We start from the raw sequence: 16,893 nt of genomic DNA on the forward strand, positions 1-16,893 counted from the left end.
CCGCCTTCCCACCCTGTCAATCGAACTTGCGTTTGAGCTCAGGCTCCAGCTCGGGCGTCCACCCACCCAGCACCCAGGCCGGGGTGCTGTAGTTGGCGATGGCCTGGGCGTCGCGCACGGCGTCCAGCTGGCGCGAGTAGGGCGCGCGCTTGCTGGTGTCGACCGGCGTGCCGTCCGCATGGCGGCTGTTGAACTCCAAGAAGCGCAGCTGAGAGGTGTCGCCGGCGATCTCGCCCCAGCCCACGGCGCTGATGCCGGTCAGCGTGGCGTTCAGCAGCACCGCTTCCGCATGCGGATAGGTCTTGCCCTTGTTGGGCGGCGAGCGCGCGAACTCGGTAGTCCCACCCTTGAGCGTGGTGAAGCTGCAGTGATTGAACACATTGCCGTGGTTGTCGGCCGTGTTCCGTATCCACATGAAGGCGCCTTCCGACTCCAGCTCGCAGCGGTTGAAATAGGCCGGGCCGCGTCCCAGGATGGTGTCGGTATGCCCGATGATTTTCACCCGGTCGAGGTAGGTGGGACCGCTGACCTGCAGCGCATCCCCGGAACCGATGATGGTGACGTGGCTGACGATGTTCTCGCTGCCGGTCAGCAGCAGGCCCTCGGCCTGGCCGGTGAGGGTGGTTTCCAGCGTCAGGTTCACCAGGTGCAGGCCGCTCACGTTGTCGGCCGCGAAGGCCGCGCGCCGCGAGGGGAAGGTGCCGGGCCTCTCATTGGTGCTGATGTTGGACGGGTGCGGATTGAACACCTCGTTGTTGGCATAGTGGATGCGCACCTGGTCGCGCGACTCGCCCAGGATGGTGAGATTGTGCTTGGCGCGGAAGTAGACGATTTCCTCGTAGTCGCCGTTGCGCACGTAGATGGTGGTGCGTCTGGATGGATGATCGGGCACGAAGTCCAGCGCGCCCTGCACGGTGCTGAAATCGCCCTTGCCGTCGGCGCTGACCGTGACCCGCTGCGCGTCGGCGCGCGGCGCGGCGGCCTTGGTGGCGAAGGTCCAGGCCTGCTTGCCGGCCAGGCCCTGGAAGCTGCCATCGGCCACCGTCAGCACGCCGGGATCGATCTGCACGTAATAGCGCTTGCCGTAATCGAGCAGGTTGTGGTGCGGGTAGATGGTGGCGGTATTGCCGCGCACGATCACGGGATGGAAATGGAAGCCGTCCGTGAAGCCGCCGATGATGGTCAGCTGGTAGCGCGTGTCGCCCGGCGCGGCGCCGGCCGAGGGCGTGCCGGCTTTCGTGTCGCGGTTGGTCCGGCGCGGCCCTTCATACGAATAGGGCTGCGCCAGATAGGGCGCGGCCGGCAGGGTGCTGCGCTCGGTGGGCCCGGCCGGGATGGCCAGGTCCAGGGTATCGACCAGGCGGTCGTCGGCCGCGTCGTAGATGCGGATCTGCCCGGCGCTGCCCAGCACCGGCGGCTGGCTGAAGGTCAGCGCCAGGTGGGTGTCCGGGTTGACGCCGTGCGCCTGGCGCGCCGGCGCATAGGTCTGGGCGCGGGCCACGCCCGGACCGGCCAGCGCGGCCAGCAGGGACAGCGCAGCCAGCATGGTGGCCCGGTGCGTGGTCGCCATGCGTACGCTCCTCAGGCCGACAGCACGGTGTTGTGCACCTTGCCGCCTATGGTGACATTTTTCAGCGTCAGCCCCTGCACGTTGTACAAATACCAGGGCTGCTCGGTGTTGACCGGGGTGCCGAAGTCGGAATCGGAAATGCTGACCTCCGTCACCGGGAACACGGGCGGCATCGGCCCGGGACCGTTGTAGTCGGAAGCCACCGGGCCCAGGATGACGATGGCCTGGTAGCACGAGACCTGCTTGTCCCCCTTCTTGACATTGCCGACCTTGACGTTGGAAATCTGGATGTTGTTCACCACCGGCGGCCGGGTGCGCACGTTGTCGCTGATGGGCGTGTAGTCGCAATCGAAGGTGACGATGGCACCGGCCGCCGTGGCCACGGTCTTGGACGCGATTGGCGATCCTGGCAGCGAAGCGTAGAACGAAGGGCTGGTCTGTACGCCGTTCGGAATCTGCACGTTCTTGACGAAGAAGTTGCGCAGGTAGCCGCCGCGATTGAGATTGGTCTTCAAGCGGATCGCGGTGTTGAGCGGATTGGTGGCCCAGTTGATGTTCTGGAATACCAGGTCGCGCGCATACACGTTCTGGATGCCGCCCGCCATCTCGCTGCCCAGGGTGACGGCGCCGTGGCCGCTCTGCATGATGCAGTTCTGGACCACGATGTTCTGCGACGGGCCGTACTGGGTGTCGAGATCCTTGCCGGCCTTGATGGCGATGCAGTCGTCGCCGGTGTCGAAGGTGCAGCCGTCGATCAGCACATAGTCGCAGGCTTCCGGATCGAAGCCGTCGCTGTTGGGGCCCAGGCTTTCGGCGTGCACCTTGCGGATCGCGATATTGCGGCAATGGACAGGGTGGTGCTGCCAGAACGGCGTGTGCACTACGTGGTAGCCTTCCAGCAGCACGTTGGTGCAGCCGATCAGCTGTATCATCGGCGGGCGCAGGTAGTGGCCGATGCCGAACACGCGTTTGGACAGCGGCACGCCCGCTTCCGACAGGGCTGGCAGGTATTGTGCGTCGGCGCGCCATTTTTTGCCCTCGCCCTGTATCAGCAGGCGCTCGGCTTCGGTCAGCTTGGGCGCCACCTCGGCCAGCGACACGGCGTTGTTGGGGTTTTCGGTATTTTCCGACATCATGCCGGCCTTGAAGTTGGGGGTGGAACCCTGCGCCACCGCGTTCATGGTCTTGAGCTTGCCCTTCCAGGTCCACCAGCAGTCGCCCGCTTCGTTGAAGGGAACGCCGCCCTGGCCGTCCAGTACCGAGCTCCAGTCCTCGCCGGTCAGGGCGATGTTGTCCTGGCCGTAGGCGTAGATCATGGGCGAGTAGTTCAGGCAGTCGTTGCTCTGCCAGCGCGAGATGGTCAGCTTGCCGTTCTTGCCGCAATCGATGTCGCCATATTTGGCATAGTCGGCCGGGTTGTTGCTGAAGTAGAGGTGGGCGCCTTTTTGCAGGTGCAGGTGCACGTTGGACAGCAGCACCACGGGACCGGCAATGTACCAGTTCCCGGCCGGGATCACGACGCGGCCGCCGCCGGCCTTGCTGCAGGCGGCAATGGCGGCCGCGAACGGGCCATAGCAGTCGGGCGAGCCCTGGGCCGGCGTATCCACCGTGTCCTGTTCCTCGAACGAGATCCAGGCTTTCACTTTCACCAGCTTGCAGGTTTTGGCGCCGAAGTCGGTCACCTTGAAATCCTGCTTGCGGAACTTCAGCGGCTTGGACAGGCGCTGGACGATGGCGTCCGCCTGCAGCCAGGGATCGGGCGCGGTGGCGGCCAGCGCGGCTCCGCTGCCGGTCAGCGACATGCCGGCCGCCGACATGGCCTTCATCAGGTTGCGGCGTTGTGCGTTGATGGTCATGCTATCTCCCTAAGTGCTTGATGGTCTTAATGGTACGAGTTGTTGTATTCGCCGAGATAGATCTCGGCGGGTGCGGGCCGGGCGCTGTAGCCCAGGTCCCGGACCGGATCGATGCCGGCCTTGAGCAGGTTGTCCCAGTAGTCGTCGGAGCTGTACTGCACCGGGCGGTAGGCCAGTGTGCCGGCGCGGTTCCAGTCGGACCATGGCTGGTCCTTGTCGATGTGGGCGCCAATGCGCGAGTTCAGCACCACCATCTTGCCGACCGTCTCCAGCACGGAACGGGTGATCACGCCCTTGGGCGAATTGAACACATTGGTGTCGCCCAGCGCGCAGCGATAGCCTTCCACCGGAACCTGGCCGTAGGGCGTGCAGCGCGAGCTGTGGAACCACTGGCGCAGCAGGTTGAACTTGCCCTTGAGCGCATTGGGCGAACCGTCGTGGGTGAAGTTGACATGGTCGAACACGAAGCCGTAGCGGGTCTTCCAGTTGGTGTCCGGCGCCGCCACGTAGGCCGTGCTGCGGTCGCCCAGGGTTTTCACCTCGGACTGGTGGAAATAGGCGGTGCTGTCGCCGAAGATGAAATCGACGTCGCCTTCGATGTAGCTCTTGTTGAAGAAGCTGCGCGTGGTGGTGGCGGTGCGCGGCGACTTGAGGAACAGCGTGTCCTGGAAGCCGATCAGGCGCACGTTCTCGAACTGCGCCTTGTCGGCGCCATCTACCTGCAGCGCCACTGCCTGGTGGTGCACCACGCCGTTCTGCGCGCCCTTGCAGTCGCCCTCGCAGGCGGCGGCGCCGTTGCCGGTGTCCTTGTTGTAGGCGTTGGCGATGGTCAGGTTGCGCGCCTGGAAGCCCTGGTTCTGCACCCACACCGTCATGGAACCCATGGTGCCTATGCTGGCCTGGCGGTCGCGCACCCAGGCGTACATGGCCTGGACCGCCGGATGGGCGGCGGCGAACTGCGGGCCGTACTGCTTGACGTAGTCGGCGCTGGGCACGGCCGCGTCCAGCCTGGCCGTGATCACGGTGGCGGCGGCGTCCTTGCCTACGCCGTACAGGGTAATGGGCGGGGCCGCCGCGGGGATGTAGACCAGCTCCGGATACACGCCGGGTTTCACCAGCAGGTAGACGCGTTTGTTGGCGCCATCGGTGAGGATGCGGCTGACGGCGGCCTGCACGGTGTTGAAGGTCTTCACGCCGTCGGCCTTGCCCTTGGCGTCCACCACGTAGTCGGGCGTGAAGGACGCCCCTTGGGCCAGCGGATCGGCCAGCGGGTCCCAGGGATCGATGCGCTCCTTGCCGGCCTCGCCCACGTATTTCAGCACTTCGGTGTAGCTGAACATCTTTGCCTGCTCCAGGCTCAGTTGCGGGCGTTTGCCAGTGGCGGCGGCTTCGGGAAAGGGCTGGAACTTGCCGGCGCAGGCGCCATTGTCGCTGCTGCCCACCGGCTCGCCCGTGAACCTGGCGTTGCTGACGCGGCGGTCGGCCTTCCCGGCAATCGACACATTGCGCAGCGTGCCTTCGATGGGGCGCTGCTCGTCGTAGCCCTGGGCGATCAGCCGTCCCGGCGTGACGCTGTGCACGTTCTCGAACACCAGATTGGTGAACACCGGGACCAGCCTGCCCTCGGCCTTGGCGTTGTAGGTGGTGCTCAGGTCTATGGGCGCCTTGATGTCGCGCATGCAGACGTCGCGGTAGGTGATGTCCTGCACCGGGCCGCCGCGCGAAACGTCGCTCTTGATGCGCAGGCCGGAAGTGGTGCCGTCCATGGTCAGGTCCTGCACCAGCACGCGGCGCACGCCGCTGTTGGTCTCGCTGCCGATGGACATGCCATGCCCGCTGTAGAAGCGGTTGTGGAGGATGGACACGTTCTCGGTCGGACCGTTGCCGCCGGCCTTGATGGCCACGTTGTCGTCGCCGGTGCGGATATAGCTGTGGGCGATGGTGACGTTGCGCGAGGCGCCGGGATCGATGCCGTCCGTGTTGCGCGCCGTGGCCGGGGTGTCGATGCGCACGCCCCAGGCCGTGAAGCCGTCCACCTTGTTCATGGCCACGTGGAAGTTGGGCGAGTTGCGCAGGGTGATGCGGTACAGCGTGATGTTGTTCGAGTTGCCGATCTCGATCAGGCGCGGCACGTTCTGGCGCGCGTCCTCCTTCTGGGCGCGGCGCGCCAGCTGCCACCACGATTCGGCACCGCCGTCCACCACGCGGCCGCCCTGGCCGTCGATCACGCCGTCGCCGTAGATGCCGCTGTTGCTGCTCTTGTCGATGGTGATGAAGGGCTTGCAGCCCTTGCCGTTCTGGTCGATGCTGCCGCAGGTCTTCGAGCCCCGGTCAAACAGGGCCGGGTTGCTGCTGGCGTACAGCGTGACACCGCTATCGACCTGCAGGCTGGCGCCGTTGCGCAAGGTCAGCGGGCCGGCGACGAAGGCGCGCTTGCCGCCGCTGGCGGCCAGGCGCACGGCCTTGCCGCTGCCGCACTGGTCCAGCGCGGCCTGGATGCGGGCGGTGTCGTCGCCGTCAGCCGTGTCCGCAGTGGCGGACAGCACGGTGCAGGCGGCCGGCATGGATGGCTCCACCACCTGGCGCGTATCCTGGGCCTGCGCGGCCGGAGCCCAGGCGGCCAGTGTGGCCAGTGTGGCCAGGGCCAGCATGGCGGCGCCGCGCGGCGGCCGCGGCAGCGCGCGGCCAGTGCCGCCAGCCTCGCCGGTGGGCAAGCCAGCATGGCGGCGCGGGTAGACTACGGCTGTCATTGCTTGTCCTCGGTCTTGAATTCACGCGCCACTTCCGGCACGGCGCGCTTGAGCTCATCCACCACCATGGCGGCAAAATAGCTGGCGCCCTTGGCGCCCAGGTGGGTGCGGTCGAAGGCCGTCTTGGCGGCGCCGTTGACTTCCACCTTGCCGGTGGCGGGATCGATCACCTCCGGCGGACGCGGCGCCATGGCCAGCGTGTCGGCTTCGTCCTGGCCCATGGCCTGCACTGCCTTGTTGCTGTCGGCATTGAGCTCCAGCAGCGGCACTTTCTCGGCCTGGGCGGTGGCGCGTATCACATCGGCCCATTGCGACAGGCTGTTCTCGACCACGCCATCCTTGAAGGTGCGGCGCGTCAGCGGCGTGACCAGCACCGGCACGCCGCCCAGCGCCTTCACTTCCTGCGCATAGCGCTGCATGTTGACAGGGAACTCAGTGGCCAGGTCGGTCGAGCGGCCCGGCTTGCCCGGCTGGTCGTTGTGGCCGAACTGTATCAGCACATAGGTGGCGCGGTAGGCGACGGAGCCGCGCAGCAGGCCCTGCACCTCGTCCCAGCGGCCCTCCTTGCGGAAGCTGCTGGAGCTGCGCCCGCCGCGGGCCAGGTTGATGCAGGTGTCGGCGCGGTTGACGCGCGCGCAGAAGGCGTCGCCGTAGCCACTGTTGCTGGCCATGGTGGAGTCGCCCACCAGGATGAAGCGCACCGGCTTGGCCGGCTCGGCGTCGGCGGCGCTGGCGCCGCTCATGGCGGCGCAGGCCAGGGCCGCACCGCACAGCAGGGCGCGCGCGCCGCTGCGGGACATGGGGAAGTTCATGCTGCTCTCTCCATAAAAAAAAGGCGCCACACCCTTGGGGTGCGGCGCCTCGGGTTCAGACCGGGTGCGTGTCAGCGCAACGAGTCATCGCCGACCTCAATAGAAGTTATAGGTCACGCGCACGTTGTAGGCACGGCCGATCGGGCTGGCGGCGCTGCTCAGGTAGCCGTAGCTATACAGGCTGCTGTTGGTGGCCGGCGGCGGCGCGTTGGTCAGGTTGGTCACGCCACCGACGATCTGCATGTTCTTGAAGCCGTTGTAGGTGGTGGTGAAGTTGTACGCCTTGTACGAATTGATGTTGCGCCAGTATTGCTGCGCCACCAGGTTCTGGTCGGTGTACTTGGAGTTGTAGTTCTGGGTCAGCTGCATGTTCCAGTTGCCCTTGGCCCAGTTCAGCTTGGCGATGTGCTTCCAGCGGTAGGTGATGATGGGGAAGCTGGAAGTGGTGCCGTTGCTGGCCAGGCCGAACTGGCCGATGTTGGACACATAGGGGCTGCCGTTGTCCAGCTGGTTGTCGAACTGGGTCAGGTAGGTGCCGTCCAGCGAGACCTTGAAATCACCCCAGGCCTGGCTGCGCGGGAAAGCGTAGGTGGTCGACACGTCGACACCGGCCGCCTTCTGGCCGCCCAGGTTCATGGTGGTGTTCTTGATGTAGTTGATGGTGCCGTCGGCGTTGCGCACGAAGTAGGACGCATACTTGACCGGATCGAGGAAGTAGACCTGCTCTGGCAGATTGGCCAGCATGTCGGTCATCTTGATGTTCCAGTAGTCGAACGAGGCAGTCCAGTTCTTGGTCGGTTCGAACACCACGCCCAGCGTGAAGCCCTTGGATTTCTCGGGTTTCAGGTCGGGGTTGGAGCCGGTCTGCTTGGGCAGGGTGGTGTTGCAGACCTCGGACGACACATAGCCGGGCAGGGCCTTGCCGGTGCCGGCCACGCCGGGGGTGCCGCCGGGGCACAGCACCGGATCGTCCCACTTGGCCGAGGTCTTGCCGGTGGCGCCGGGCAGGCGGTAGCCGTACAGGTCGAACAGGGTCGGGGCGCGGAAGCCGGTGTTGGCCGAGCCGCGGAACATCAGCTGCTTGGACGGCTCCCAGCGGAAGCTGACTTTGGGGTTGATGGTGTTGCCGACGTCGCTGAAATGGTCGTCGCGCACCGCCACGTTCAGGTCCAGGGTCTTGGTGACCGGCATGTCCAGCTCGGCGTACAGCGCGGCCACGTTGCGCTGGCCTTCGCCGTGCGACGGGGTGGCGTTGGCGTAGGTGACTTCGCCGCCGATGGGCAGCTTGGTGTCTTCGGTGGTGTCGCGGTGGAAGTCGGCGCCGATCGCGATTGCCATGGAGCCGCCGCCCAGGTCCATCAGGGCCTTGCTGGCGGTCACGTCGACCAGGGCCAGGGTCGACTTGGAGGTGCGGTTCTTGGCGCCGTCCACCTTGATCGAGTTCAGGTAGGCGGTGCCGGCGGCATCCTGGTTGCCGAACGGGTTCAGCACGCCGCTGCTCAGGCCGTCCAGCAGGCCCTGGCCCTTGACGTAGCCGGAGTAGTAGTAGTTGTCGCGCTGCGACAGGCCGTAGACGATGCCGGCCTTGTAGTCCCAGCCAGCGATCACGCCTTCGTCGACCAGGGCCAGGCGCTGGTTCAGCTGCACGTCCTTGGTGGTGGCCAGGCCCAGTTCACCCACGCTCCAGGTCAGGGTCAGGGGCTGGTTGGTGATGCCGGACACGGCCGGCACGCCGCCGCTCTTGCCCGGATACCATTTGCTGGTCGAGGGCAGGATGGCGTTGACGCCGTTCACGGCCACGGCCTGGGTCGGGTTCTTGGTGCCCAGGATGAACTCCTCGCCGCGCGAGTAGTCCAGGGTGATGGTGTGGTCGTCGCTGATCTTCTTGGCGCCGCGGGCGTAGAAGGTGACCTGCTGGTTGGCGTACAGCGCGGTGCCGTACTCGTTGGCGTTCAGGATACAGGTGCTCTTGGCGCCCTGTACCGAGTAGGGCGACAGGCAGCCGGTGGCGTAGTACGGGTTGCGCGCGGTGGTGTTGCCGGGGATGGTGAAGTTGGCCGGGTCTGCGTAGCCGCCGCTGCCCAGCGAGGGCGCGCGGCCCAGTTCAGTCAGCTTGGCGTCCGAGCTCAGGTAGGCGCGGTCGGACTGGGCCAGGCGGGTACGCTGGTGGGCGTCGATGGTGGCGTAGAAGCTCCAGCCGTCGCGTTCCAGGTTGCCTTTACCCCAGATCACGCTGGCGCGCTGCTCGTCGCCGCCGCCCTTGTGTTCGGGCTGCACCGCCTGGGCGGTGGCCGACAGGCCTTCGTAGGAAGTTTTGGTGATGAAGTTGACCACGCCGCCGATGGCGTCCGAGCCGTAGATCGAGGAAGCGCCGTCGCGCAGGATCTCGACGCGCTGCAGGGCGCTCATGGGGATCACGTCCAGGTTGGCGTAGCCGTCGGCAATCGCCTCGTTGGCCAGGCGGCGGCCGTTCAGCAGCACCAGGGTGCGGTTCACGCCCAGGCCGCGCAGGTTGATGTTGGTGCCGGAACCGGCGTTGGACGGCGCCAGCGAGGCCGACTGCGGCAGCGCCATCATCAGGTCGGCCAGGGTGGTCATGCCGGCCTTGGTCAGGTCCTCTGCCTTCACGCTGGTCACCGGCAGGGCCGCTTCGGCGGCCAGGCGCTTGATGCTGGAACCGGTCACTTCGACCCGGGTCATGCTGGCGTCCTCGCTCTGGGCATAGGCATTGGTCAGGCTCAGGACGGCGAGCGAAATGGCGGACAGGATCAGCCGTGGTTGGGCGTGGTGCTTGTTCATACAGTCTCCTTCGTTTCGAATAAAGTTACGCGTCGCGCAGGGGGCACTGGACGCTGTGTGGAGCACCTCGCGTGCTCCGTGCCGCTCCGGGAGGAAGGCCGCACGCGCAGTGTGGCCGGGCTCCGGTCGGTCGTTTAACTTTTGAGTCCTTATGCACGGGCGGCATCGAGGCCGGCCCTGTGTTATTGCTGCTCTACCTGAAATGGGGAATGATCCGTGCGGGACTCCTAACCTCTGGAGAAGGTGCGCGTGACGCGCTCCAGGTGCCCGCGCATGGCCTTGCGGGCAGCGGCCGGATCATGGGCCGCGATGGCTTCCAGAATACGACGATGGTCCTTCAGTGTTTCCTGGCGCAGTTCCTCGGTCTGGAAATGCTCCTTGAGCTTGTGCCACAGGCGGCCGCGCTGGTCCCACAGGTAATCGAGGGCGCCGACCAGGGCGCTGTTGCCGGTGGCGCGCGCGATGGCCAGGTGGAAGTTGCGGTCGGCCAGCTCATTGCTGGATTTGTTGGCGTGGCTGCGCTCCATGGCTTCCACTGCCTTGAGGATCTCGTCCACGGCGCTGTCGCTGGCCACGCGCGCGGCAATGGCGGCGATCTCGGCTTCGATCAGGCGCCGCGCCGACAAGACTTCGAACGGACCCGGGCCGGCTTCGGGCAGGGTGGTATCCACTTCGGGCTGTTCGCTGACATAGACCCCGGAACCGCCGCGCACCTCGATCACGCCGCCCAGTTCCAGGGCGATCAGCGCTTCGCGCAGGGAGGCGCGGCTGACGCTGAGTTTGGTGGAGAGGTCGCGCTCGGAGGGCAGGCGCTCGCCGGCTGCGATGTTTTCGCTGCGTATCAGGTCCTGGATGCGGTCGGCCACCACGCGGTAGAGGCGGGGCTCGTGATTCTGCTCCAGCGGGGTGGGGGCGGCTTTCTTCTGCATCGTGTCTCGTCCAGGCCTCGCGCCGTCATGTGCGCGGCGCATATCATTATGTGGTCAGGCCATTCTAAAGTGGTCAGACCAAAGATGCAATGTGGACTAGCCAAATTTTGCTTTCCCTGTCATACTGAATCATGTCGGGAAACCGTTTTTTCTGGGCTTTTTACTTGATAGAAAGCCGGTTTTCCCAGCTGGCGCAGGGGCGCATACAGCGTAACAGGTGTGGCGGAAATGCCACATCCCGGCAGGGACCCAGGGTACTGCTGGCGCGGACACAGGCACAAACCACGTACTGCCGGGCTGGCGCCCGGAATAAGGAAGCATCATGACGACTCCGACCAGCGCGCAAACGCCGCGCTACATCCTCATGCACGACAACGACAACGTGGCCATCGTCGTCAACGACGGCGGCCTGCCCGCCGGCGCCGTGTTTGCCAATGGCCTGACCCTGCTGGAAGCGGTCCCGCAAGGCCACAAGGTGGCGCTGCGCGCCATCGCCAAGGGCCAGCCCGTGATCCGCTACAACGTGCGTATCGCCAACGCGGCGCGCGACCTGCCGGCCGGCAGCTGGGTTTCGGAAGCCAACACCGAGATGCCGCCGGCGCGCGAACTGGACAACCTGCCCATCGCCACCGTCAAGCCGCCCGTGATGGAGCCGCTGGAAGGCTACACCTTCCAAGGCTACCGCAATCCGGACGGCAGCGTCGGCACCCGCAACATCCTGGCCATCACCACCACCGTGCAATGCGTGTCGGGCGTGGTCGAGCATGCGGTCAAGCGCATCAAGGCCGAGCTGCTGCCCAAGTATCCCAACGTGGACGACGTGGTGGGCCTGGAGCACACCTACGGCTGCGGCGTGGCGATCGAGGCGCCGGGCGCCCACATCCCCATCCGCACCATCCACAACATTGCCAAGAACCCCAATTTCGGCGGCCAGGCCATGGTGGTGTCGCTCGGCTGCGAGAAACTGCAGCCGACCCGGCTGTTCCCGGCCAATTCCATCCAAATCCGCCGCAAGGACGATACCATCGCCACCGAGCCGCCGGTGGTGTGCCTGCAGGACGCCGGCCATGTCGGCTTCATGTCCATGATCGAATCCATCATGCAGACCGCCGAGCAGCAGCTGGAAGTGCTGAACAAGCGGCAGCGCGTAACCTGCCCCGCGTCCGACCTGGTGGTCGGGGTGCAGTGCGGCGGCAGTGACGCCTTCTCCGGCGTGACCGCCAACCCGGCGGTGGGCTTTGCCACCGACCTGCTGGTGCGGGCGGGCGCCAGCGTCATGTTCTCGGAAGTGACCGAGGTGCGTGACGGCATAGACCAGCTGACCTCGCGCGCCGTCAATGCCGAAGTGGCGGCCGAGATGATACGCGAGATGGATTGGTACGATAACTACCTCAAGCGCGGCGGCGTGGACCGCAGCGCCAACACCACGCCCGGCAACAAGAAGGGCGGCCTGTCCAACATCGTGGAAAAAGCCATGGGCTCCATCGTCAAGTCGGGCGCCAGCCCGATTTCCGGCGTGGTGTCGCCGGGCGAGCGCCTGGTGAAGAAGGGCCTGAACTACACCGCCACTCCGGCCAGCGATTTCATCTGCGGCACCCTGCAGCTGGCGGCCGGCATGAATCTGCACGTGTTTACCACCGGGCGCGGCACGCCGTATGGCCTGGCCGAAGTGCCGGTGGTGAAAGTGGCTACCCGCGACGACCTGGCGCGCCGCTGGCATGACCTGATGGACATCAACGCCGGCCGCATCGCCACCGGCGAAGCCACCATTGCCGATGTCGGCTGGGAACTGTTCCACCTGCTGCTGGACGTGGCCAGCGGGCGCGAGACCTGGGCCGAGAAATGGAAGCTGCACAACGCCCTGGTCCTGTTCAACCCGGCCCCGGTGACCTGATACCATCCTCTTTCGACGACCCATACATCCGACGTAGTATTCATCCGTAGATATAACGAGACACACCATGAGCAAACCATTCAAACGACTGCTGCTGACCGGCGCCGCCGGCGGCCTGGGCAAAGTGCTGCGCGACCGTATCAAGCCCTGGGCAGACGTGGTGCGCCTGAGCGACATCGCCGACCTGGGCGAGGCCCGCGAGGGCGAGGAAATCGTGCAATGCGACCTGGGCGACAAGGCCGCCGTGCTGAAGCTGCTGGAAGGCGTGGACGCGGTGCTGCACTTCGGCGGCATCTCGACCGAGAACACCTTCGAGAACATCATGCACGCCAACATCCTGGGCACCGCCAACCTGTACGAGGCGGCGCACAAGCACGGCGTCAAGCGCATCGTGTTCGCCAGCTCCAACCACACGGTGGGCTTCTACCGCAACACCGACTACATCGACGCCACCGCGCCCACCCGTCCGGACTCGTTCTATGGCGTGAGCAAGGTGTTCGGCGAGCAGCTGGCCAGCTACTACTACGACCGCACCGGCCTGGAGACGGTCAGCCTGCGCATCGGCTCCTCGTTCCCTGAACCCAAGGACCGCCGCATGATGGTGACCTGGCTCAGCTACGACGACCTGGTGGAAGCGCTGCGCCGCTCGCTGTTCGCGACCCGGGTCGGCTTCACCATTTTGTTCGGCATGTCGGACAACGAAGTGGCGTGGTGGGACAACAGCAAGGCCGCGCACCTGGGCTACAAGCCCAAGGACAGCTCGTCGCAATTCGACCACCTGTTCCCCGACAGCGGCGACTATCCCGACCCCAACGCCTCGGTGACCTACCACGGCGGCGCCTTCGCGCTGGCCGAAGTCCGCTACAAGGACTAAGCCCGGAATCCCGGGACTAAACCCAGCCCCCGGCGCCGCCGGCTTTTTTTGTCACACCCTGGTGTCCACCCTGGTGTCAGGTCTGCCATTGGTACATGGGCTCGCTTGCGTAAGCAGGCTCATGTACCAATGGCAGATCTGACACCGGGGGCACCAATGGCAGATCTGACACCGGGGGCACCGGGGGCAGACACCGGGGGCACCGGGTGGACAAGCAGCGGAAAGTTAGGTCCAGAGCTGGAGGCCGACCAGCACGCCGTTGTACAGCGCATGCGCCAGCATGGGCGCCAGCAGGGTCTTGCTGCGCTCGTAGGCCCAGGCAGTCAACAGGCCCAGCACGAATACCGGCGCCATCGATACCGCCGGGTGCATGATGGCGAACACCGCCGCGCTGACCGCCATGGCCGGCAGCAAGCCCAGTGAGCGGCGCAGGCCGCCGAAAATCAGGCCGCGGAAGATGAATTCCTCGCACAGCGGCGCCACCACCACCGCCAGCACGAACAAGGCCATGCCGCGCAGCGGCGAGCCGGCCGCTTCCCGCATCTCTTCCGCCATCCAGCCGGTATGGTGCAGCAGCAGCATGTAGCCCAGCGCCAGCGCGGCGCCGGCCGCGCCCAGTCCCAGCCCCCAGCGCAGCGACAGGCCGGTATCGGCGGCGCGCAGCACCGCCGGCACGCCCTGCGTCTTGCTGCGCCAGTACACCAGCCGCGTCAGGGTGTAGGTGATGGCGCCCGAGCCGGCAAAGGCCAGCATGATGGCGGCCTGGCCCGGATGGCGGGCGTCGCGCGCGAACAGCAGCAGGCCCAGCGCCTGCAGCACGAAGAACATGGTGGCCGCCATCAGGCCGTCCGAGGTGGATACCCTCGGCGGGGGCGAGGCGGCCGGATCCAGCAAATACGGCAGCTCGTCGCGCGCCTTCTGCCACAGCGCCAGCGCCAGGGCGCCGGTCAGCACCAGCACCACCAGCTTCTGCGACCACACGCTGGTGTAGATCGAATAGGTGTAGAACGCCGACAGCAGCATGTACAGGTAGATGTAGGTGGGCCGCACCCGGTTGCGCATGTCGGCCGCCTGCGGATCGCTGGCGAACACGCCCAGCGCCACGGCGATCACGGAGAACACCGGGATCCCGGCCAGCACGGTCAGCATCAGCACCAGCAGCTGGAGAGTGATGTCCGCCCCATAGTGCAGGCCGACGCCGAACACCGCCAGCGGATAGACCAGGGCCAGCACCGCCCACAGCTGGGCCTTTTCCCTGAGTACGCTCTCCAGCGAGCGCGGGAAGGTGTACAGCATCCACAGCACCTGCCCTTCGTTGTTCAGGGTCTGGAAGGCCGACAGCATCAGCACGTAGACGCCGATGCCGAAGGCCATGGCCGCCATCAGGGTGGGATGCCGGCCCAGTTCCGCGATGCTGTTGATCTGGCCGTTGAATACCAGCTGGCTGCCGACGATCACCACCGGCAGCAGCAGGGTCTGGACCAGGAAGTTGCGGTCGCGGCTGAGCAAACGCAGCTCGCGCCGCTTGATGGTGGACAGCCACCCGCCGCCCGCGCCGGCAGAGGTGGCAGAGGCGGCAGCCGTGGAAGCGGCGCGGCGCGGCTTGCGCGCACTCTCGCGGGCGCTGGAGGACACCACGCCGCCGGCCAGCTGCCAGCGCAGCAGCGCCATCCCGGCCAGCAGCACCACGGCCACCTCGGCCAGCAGCAGCGCCGTCACGCTGGCAAAGGCGAACACGCTGTGCGCCTGTATGGCCCGCAGCACCAGTCCGGGCGGGGTCCACAAGGTCCAGGCCGGGAATTCACCGGCCCAGCGCATGACGAAGGAATCGGCGCGCGGCATGCCCAGCGCCATCACCAGGTACAGCAGCGGCATGCTGATGAGCGAGACCACGGCCTGCAGGTTGCGCAGCTGCGAAGCGGGCAGCCACATGCGCAGCCCGGTGTCGGCCACGGTCTGCAGCACCGTGGCCAGCGGCAGCAGCGCGGCCGCGCCCAGCAGGGCCACCGGCAGTGCGGTCCAATGAAACCCTGAATACCAGGCCACCACCACCAGCGGCACCACCAGCGCGAACAGGCCGGTAACATTGCTGGCGCAGCGTTCCAGCACCCGTCCCCACAGCAGCGTGCCGCGCCGCACCGGCATGGTAACCAGCCACTCCAGGTCCCAGTCCGGCTGCGCCAGCTCCTTGCTGGCCAGCGGGATCAGCAAGCTGACCAAGAACAGGATGGACAGCTCCATGGTCAGCCCCGTCATCAGCTCGGACGAGAAGGGCGCCGCGTGCAGCTGCTGGGCGGCCATCTCGGGCTGGTGGTGGCGCTCGCCGTATTTGCCATCCTTTTCGCAGGAGGCGCCCGGCGTCAAATGGCACTGCATGTTGAGCATGGCGCCGCGCTGCATGTTGACGAAGGAGAAGGACATCAGCAGCGCCATCACCACCGTCATCAGCCACAGGTTGCGGCGCTTGCCGCCGAAGGCGGCGCGGGTGGTGGCTTTCTTCTTGCCGAAGCCGCGCGCCAGGTTGTTGCTGGTCTGGTTGAGCAGGCGGGTGACGCGCATTTTCGCCATCAGCCAGATGGCGCGCCGGGCGGGGATGGGCTGCATCATGCGGCGCCGCCGCCGCCGGCCAGGCCGGCTTCGCTCTCGTCGGTGATTTTCAGGAACACGTCTTCCAGCGAGGCGTCGGCGCTGGCCTCGTCGCGGATCTCGTCCAGCGAGCCGGTCGCCACCAGGGCGCCGTGGTGGATGATGCCGACCCTGTCGCACAGCTTTTCGGCCATGTCCAGCAAGTGGGTGGAGACGAAGATGGTGACGCCGGCCGCGGCCGCCGCCAGCAGCCTTTCCTGCACCTCGCGCGAGGCGCGCGGATCGAGGCCGTTGATCGGTTCATCGAGGATCAGCACCGACGGCTCGTGTATCAGGGCGCAGGCCAGGCCCAGGCGCTTCTTCATGCCCAGCGAGTAGTTGACGGCGTAATCCTCGCCGGCTTCCTCCAGCCCGAATTCGGCCAGCAGGCGCGCCGCGCGCTGTACCGCCTCGGCGCGGGGATAGCCGTGCATCTCGGCCACGAATTGCAGGATCTCGCGCCCGCGCAGGTAGTCGTAGAACACCGGGGTATCGGGCAGGTAGCCGACCCGGCGCTTGACCTCGGCCGCGTCGGCGGAACAATCGAGGCCGTCGACCAGCACCTTGCCGCCGCTGGGCACGAGGATGCCCATCATCATGCGGATGGTGGTGGTCTTGCCGGCCCCGTTGGGACCGAGGAAGCCGAACACTTCGCCGCGCCGCACCGTCAGGTGCAGCGGCTGGACGGCGTTGAAACTGCCGTAGGTCTTGGACAGTCCCTGGAATTCAATCATGTGTGCCCCGTTTCGGCGTTGTCAAAAAACTTTGCGGAAATCTTAACACC

At 66.3% G+C, this 16,893-nt stretch carries 10 protein-coding genes; 2 read left to right on the top strand and 8 right to left on the bottom strand.

The genetic code is table 11. The annotated features are described in order from the left end of the window. Window positions 1-16: 16 nt before the first annotated feature. The 6 genes from ACLB1G_RS12055 to ACLB1G_RS12080 form a co-directional block, all read right to left on the bottom strand. Window positions 17-1,570: a pectinesterase family protein gene (locus tag ACLB1G_RS12055; RefSeq protein WP_491627449.1), complete on the bottom strand. Its 1,554-nt coding sequence runs from the start codon at window positions 1,568-1,570 to the stop codon at window positions 17-19. Between the two features lie 11 nt (window positions 1,571-1,581). Continuing rightward, window positions 1,582-3,426, bottom strand: a complete 1,845-nt coding sequence (locus tag ACLB1G_RS12060) for a glycoside hydrolase family 28 protein (protein WP_491627450.1) — start codon at window positions 3,424-3,426, stop codon at window positions 1,582-1,584. 26 nt (window positions 3,427-3,452) lie between these two features. After that, a complete protein-coding gene (locus tag ACLB1G_RS12065; RefSeq protein WP_491627451.1) occupies window positions 3,453-6,176 on the bottom strand; it encodes a pectinesterase family protein in 2,724 nt (907 codons plus the stop codon). Beyond that, window positions 6,173-6,988: a rhamnogalacturonan acetylesterase gene (locus ACLB1G_RS12070; RefSeq protein ID WP_491627452.1), complete on the bottom strand. Its 816-nt coding sequence runs from the start codon at window positions 6,986-6,988 to the stop codon at window positions 6,173-6,175. Before ACLB1G_RS12070 ends, ACLB1G_RS12065 begins: the two co-directional genes overlap by 4 nt. 96 nt (window positions 6,989-7,084) lie before the next feature. Further along, complete coding sequence (locus ACLB1G_RS12075; protein WP_491627453.1) at window positions 7,085-9,787, bottom strand: TonB-dependent receptor; 2,703 nt, start codon at window positions 9,785-9,787, stop codon at window positions 7,085-7,087. A 227-nt stretch (window positions 9,788-10,014) separates the two neighbouring features. After that, the gene (locus ACLB1G_RS12080; RefSeq protein ID WP_491627454.1) at window positions 10,015-10,716 is read right to left on the bottom strand and encodes a FadR/GntR family transcriptional regulator; all 702 of its coding nucleotides are present in this window, start codon (window positions 10,714-10,716) and stop codon (window positions 10,015-10,017) included. A gap of 322 nt (window positions 10,717-11,038) precedes the next feature. Between ACLB1G_RS12080 and garD the strand changes: the two genes are divergently transcribed. Together garD and ACLB1G_RS12090 are read left to right on the top strand one after the other, a co-directional pair. Further along, entirely contained in the window at window positions 11,039-12,610 is a 1,572-nt protein-coding gene (garD, locus tag ACLB1G_RS12085; RefSeq protein WP_491627455.1) for a galactarate dehydratase, read from the top strand. Window positions 12,611-12,677: 67 nt separating this feature from the next. Next, window positions 12,678-13,484 (top strand): NAD-dependent epimerase/dehydratase family protein, encoded by an 807-nt coding sequence (locus tag ACLB1G_RS12090; RefSeq protein ID WP_491627456.1) that lies wholly within the window; start codon window positions 12,678-12,680, stop codon window positions 13,482-13,484. A 225-nt stretch (window positions 13,485-13,709) separates the two neighbouring features. On the opposite strand, the gene ACLB1G_RS12095 is transcribed toward ACLB1G_RS12090, so the two are convergent. Continuing rightward, window positions 13,710-16,091 carry a CPBP family intramembrane glutamic endopeptidase gene (locus ACLB1G_RS12095; RefSeq protein ID WP_491627457.1) on the bottom strand — a complete coding sequence of 794 codons (2,382 nt, stop codon included), beginning with the start codon at window positions 16,089-16,091 and terminating at the stop codon, window positions 13,710-13,712. Further along, a complete protein-coding gene (locus tag ACLB1G_RS12100; protein WP_491627458.1) occupies window positions 16,088-16,843 on the bottom strand; it encodes an ABC transporter ATP-binding protein in 756 nt (251 codons plus the stop codon). The genes ACLB1G_RS12095 and ACLB1G_RS12100 overlap by 4 nt, the downstream gene beginning before the upstream one ends. Window positions 16,844-16,893 lie beyond the last annotated feature (50 nt).

The sequence above is a fragment of the Duganella kummerowiae genome (assembly GCF_053572355.1).

Excerpts from the sequence above, each read along its gene's own strand:
- ACLB1G_RS12055 (WP_491627449.1), bottom strand. The coding sequence starts at position 1,570 with ATGGCGACCACGCACCGGGCCACCATGCTGGCTGCGCTGTCCCTGCTG.
- ACLB1G_RS12060 (WP_491627450.1), bottom strand. The coding sequence starts at position 3,426 with ATGACCATCAACGCACAACGCCGCAACCTGATGAAGGCCATGTCGGCG.
- ACLB1G_RS12065 (WP_491627451.1), bottom strand. The coding sequence starts at position 6,176 with ATGACAGCCGTAGTCTACCCGCGCCGCCATGCTGGCTTGCCCACCGGC.
- ACLB1G_RS12070 (WP_491627452.1), bottom strand. The coding sequence starts at position 6,988 with ATGAACTTCCCCATGTCCCGCAGCGGCGCGCGCGCCCTGCTGTGCGGT.
- ACLB1G_RS12075 (WP_491627453.1), bottom strand. The coding sequence starts at position 9,787 with ATGAACAAGCACCACGCCCAACCACGGCTGATCCTGTCCGCCATTTCG.
- ACLB1G_RS12080 (WP_491627454.1), bottom strand. The coding sequence starts at position 10,716 with ATGCAGAAGAAAGCCGCCCCCACCCCGCTGGAGCAGAATCACGAGCCC.
- garD (WP_491627455.1), top strand. The coding sequence starts at position 11,039 with ATGACGACTCCGACCAGCGCGCAAACGCCGCGCTACATCCTCATGCAC.
- ACLB1G_RS12090 (WP_491627456.1), top strand. The coding sequence starts at position 12,678 with ATGAGCAAACCATTCAAACGACTGCTGCTGACCGGCGCCGCCGGCGGC.
- ACLB1G_RS12095 (WP_491627457.1), bottom strand. The coding sequence starts at position 16,091 with ATGATGCAGCCCATCCCCGCCCGGCGCGCCATCTGGCTGATGGCGAAA.
- ACLB1G_RS12100 (WP_491627458.1), bottom strand. The coding sequence starts at position 16,843 with ATGATTGAATTCCAGGGACTGTCCAAGACCTACGGCAGTTTCAACGCC.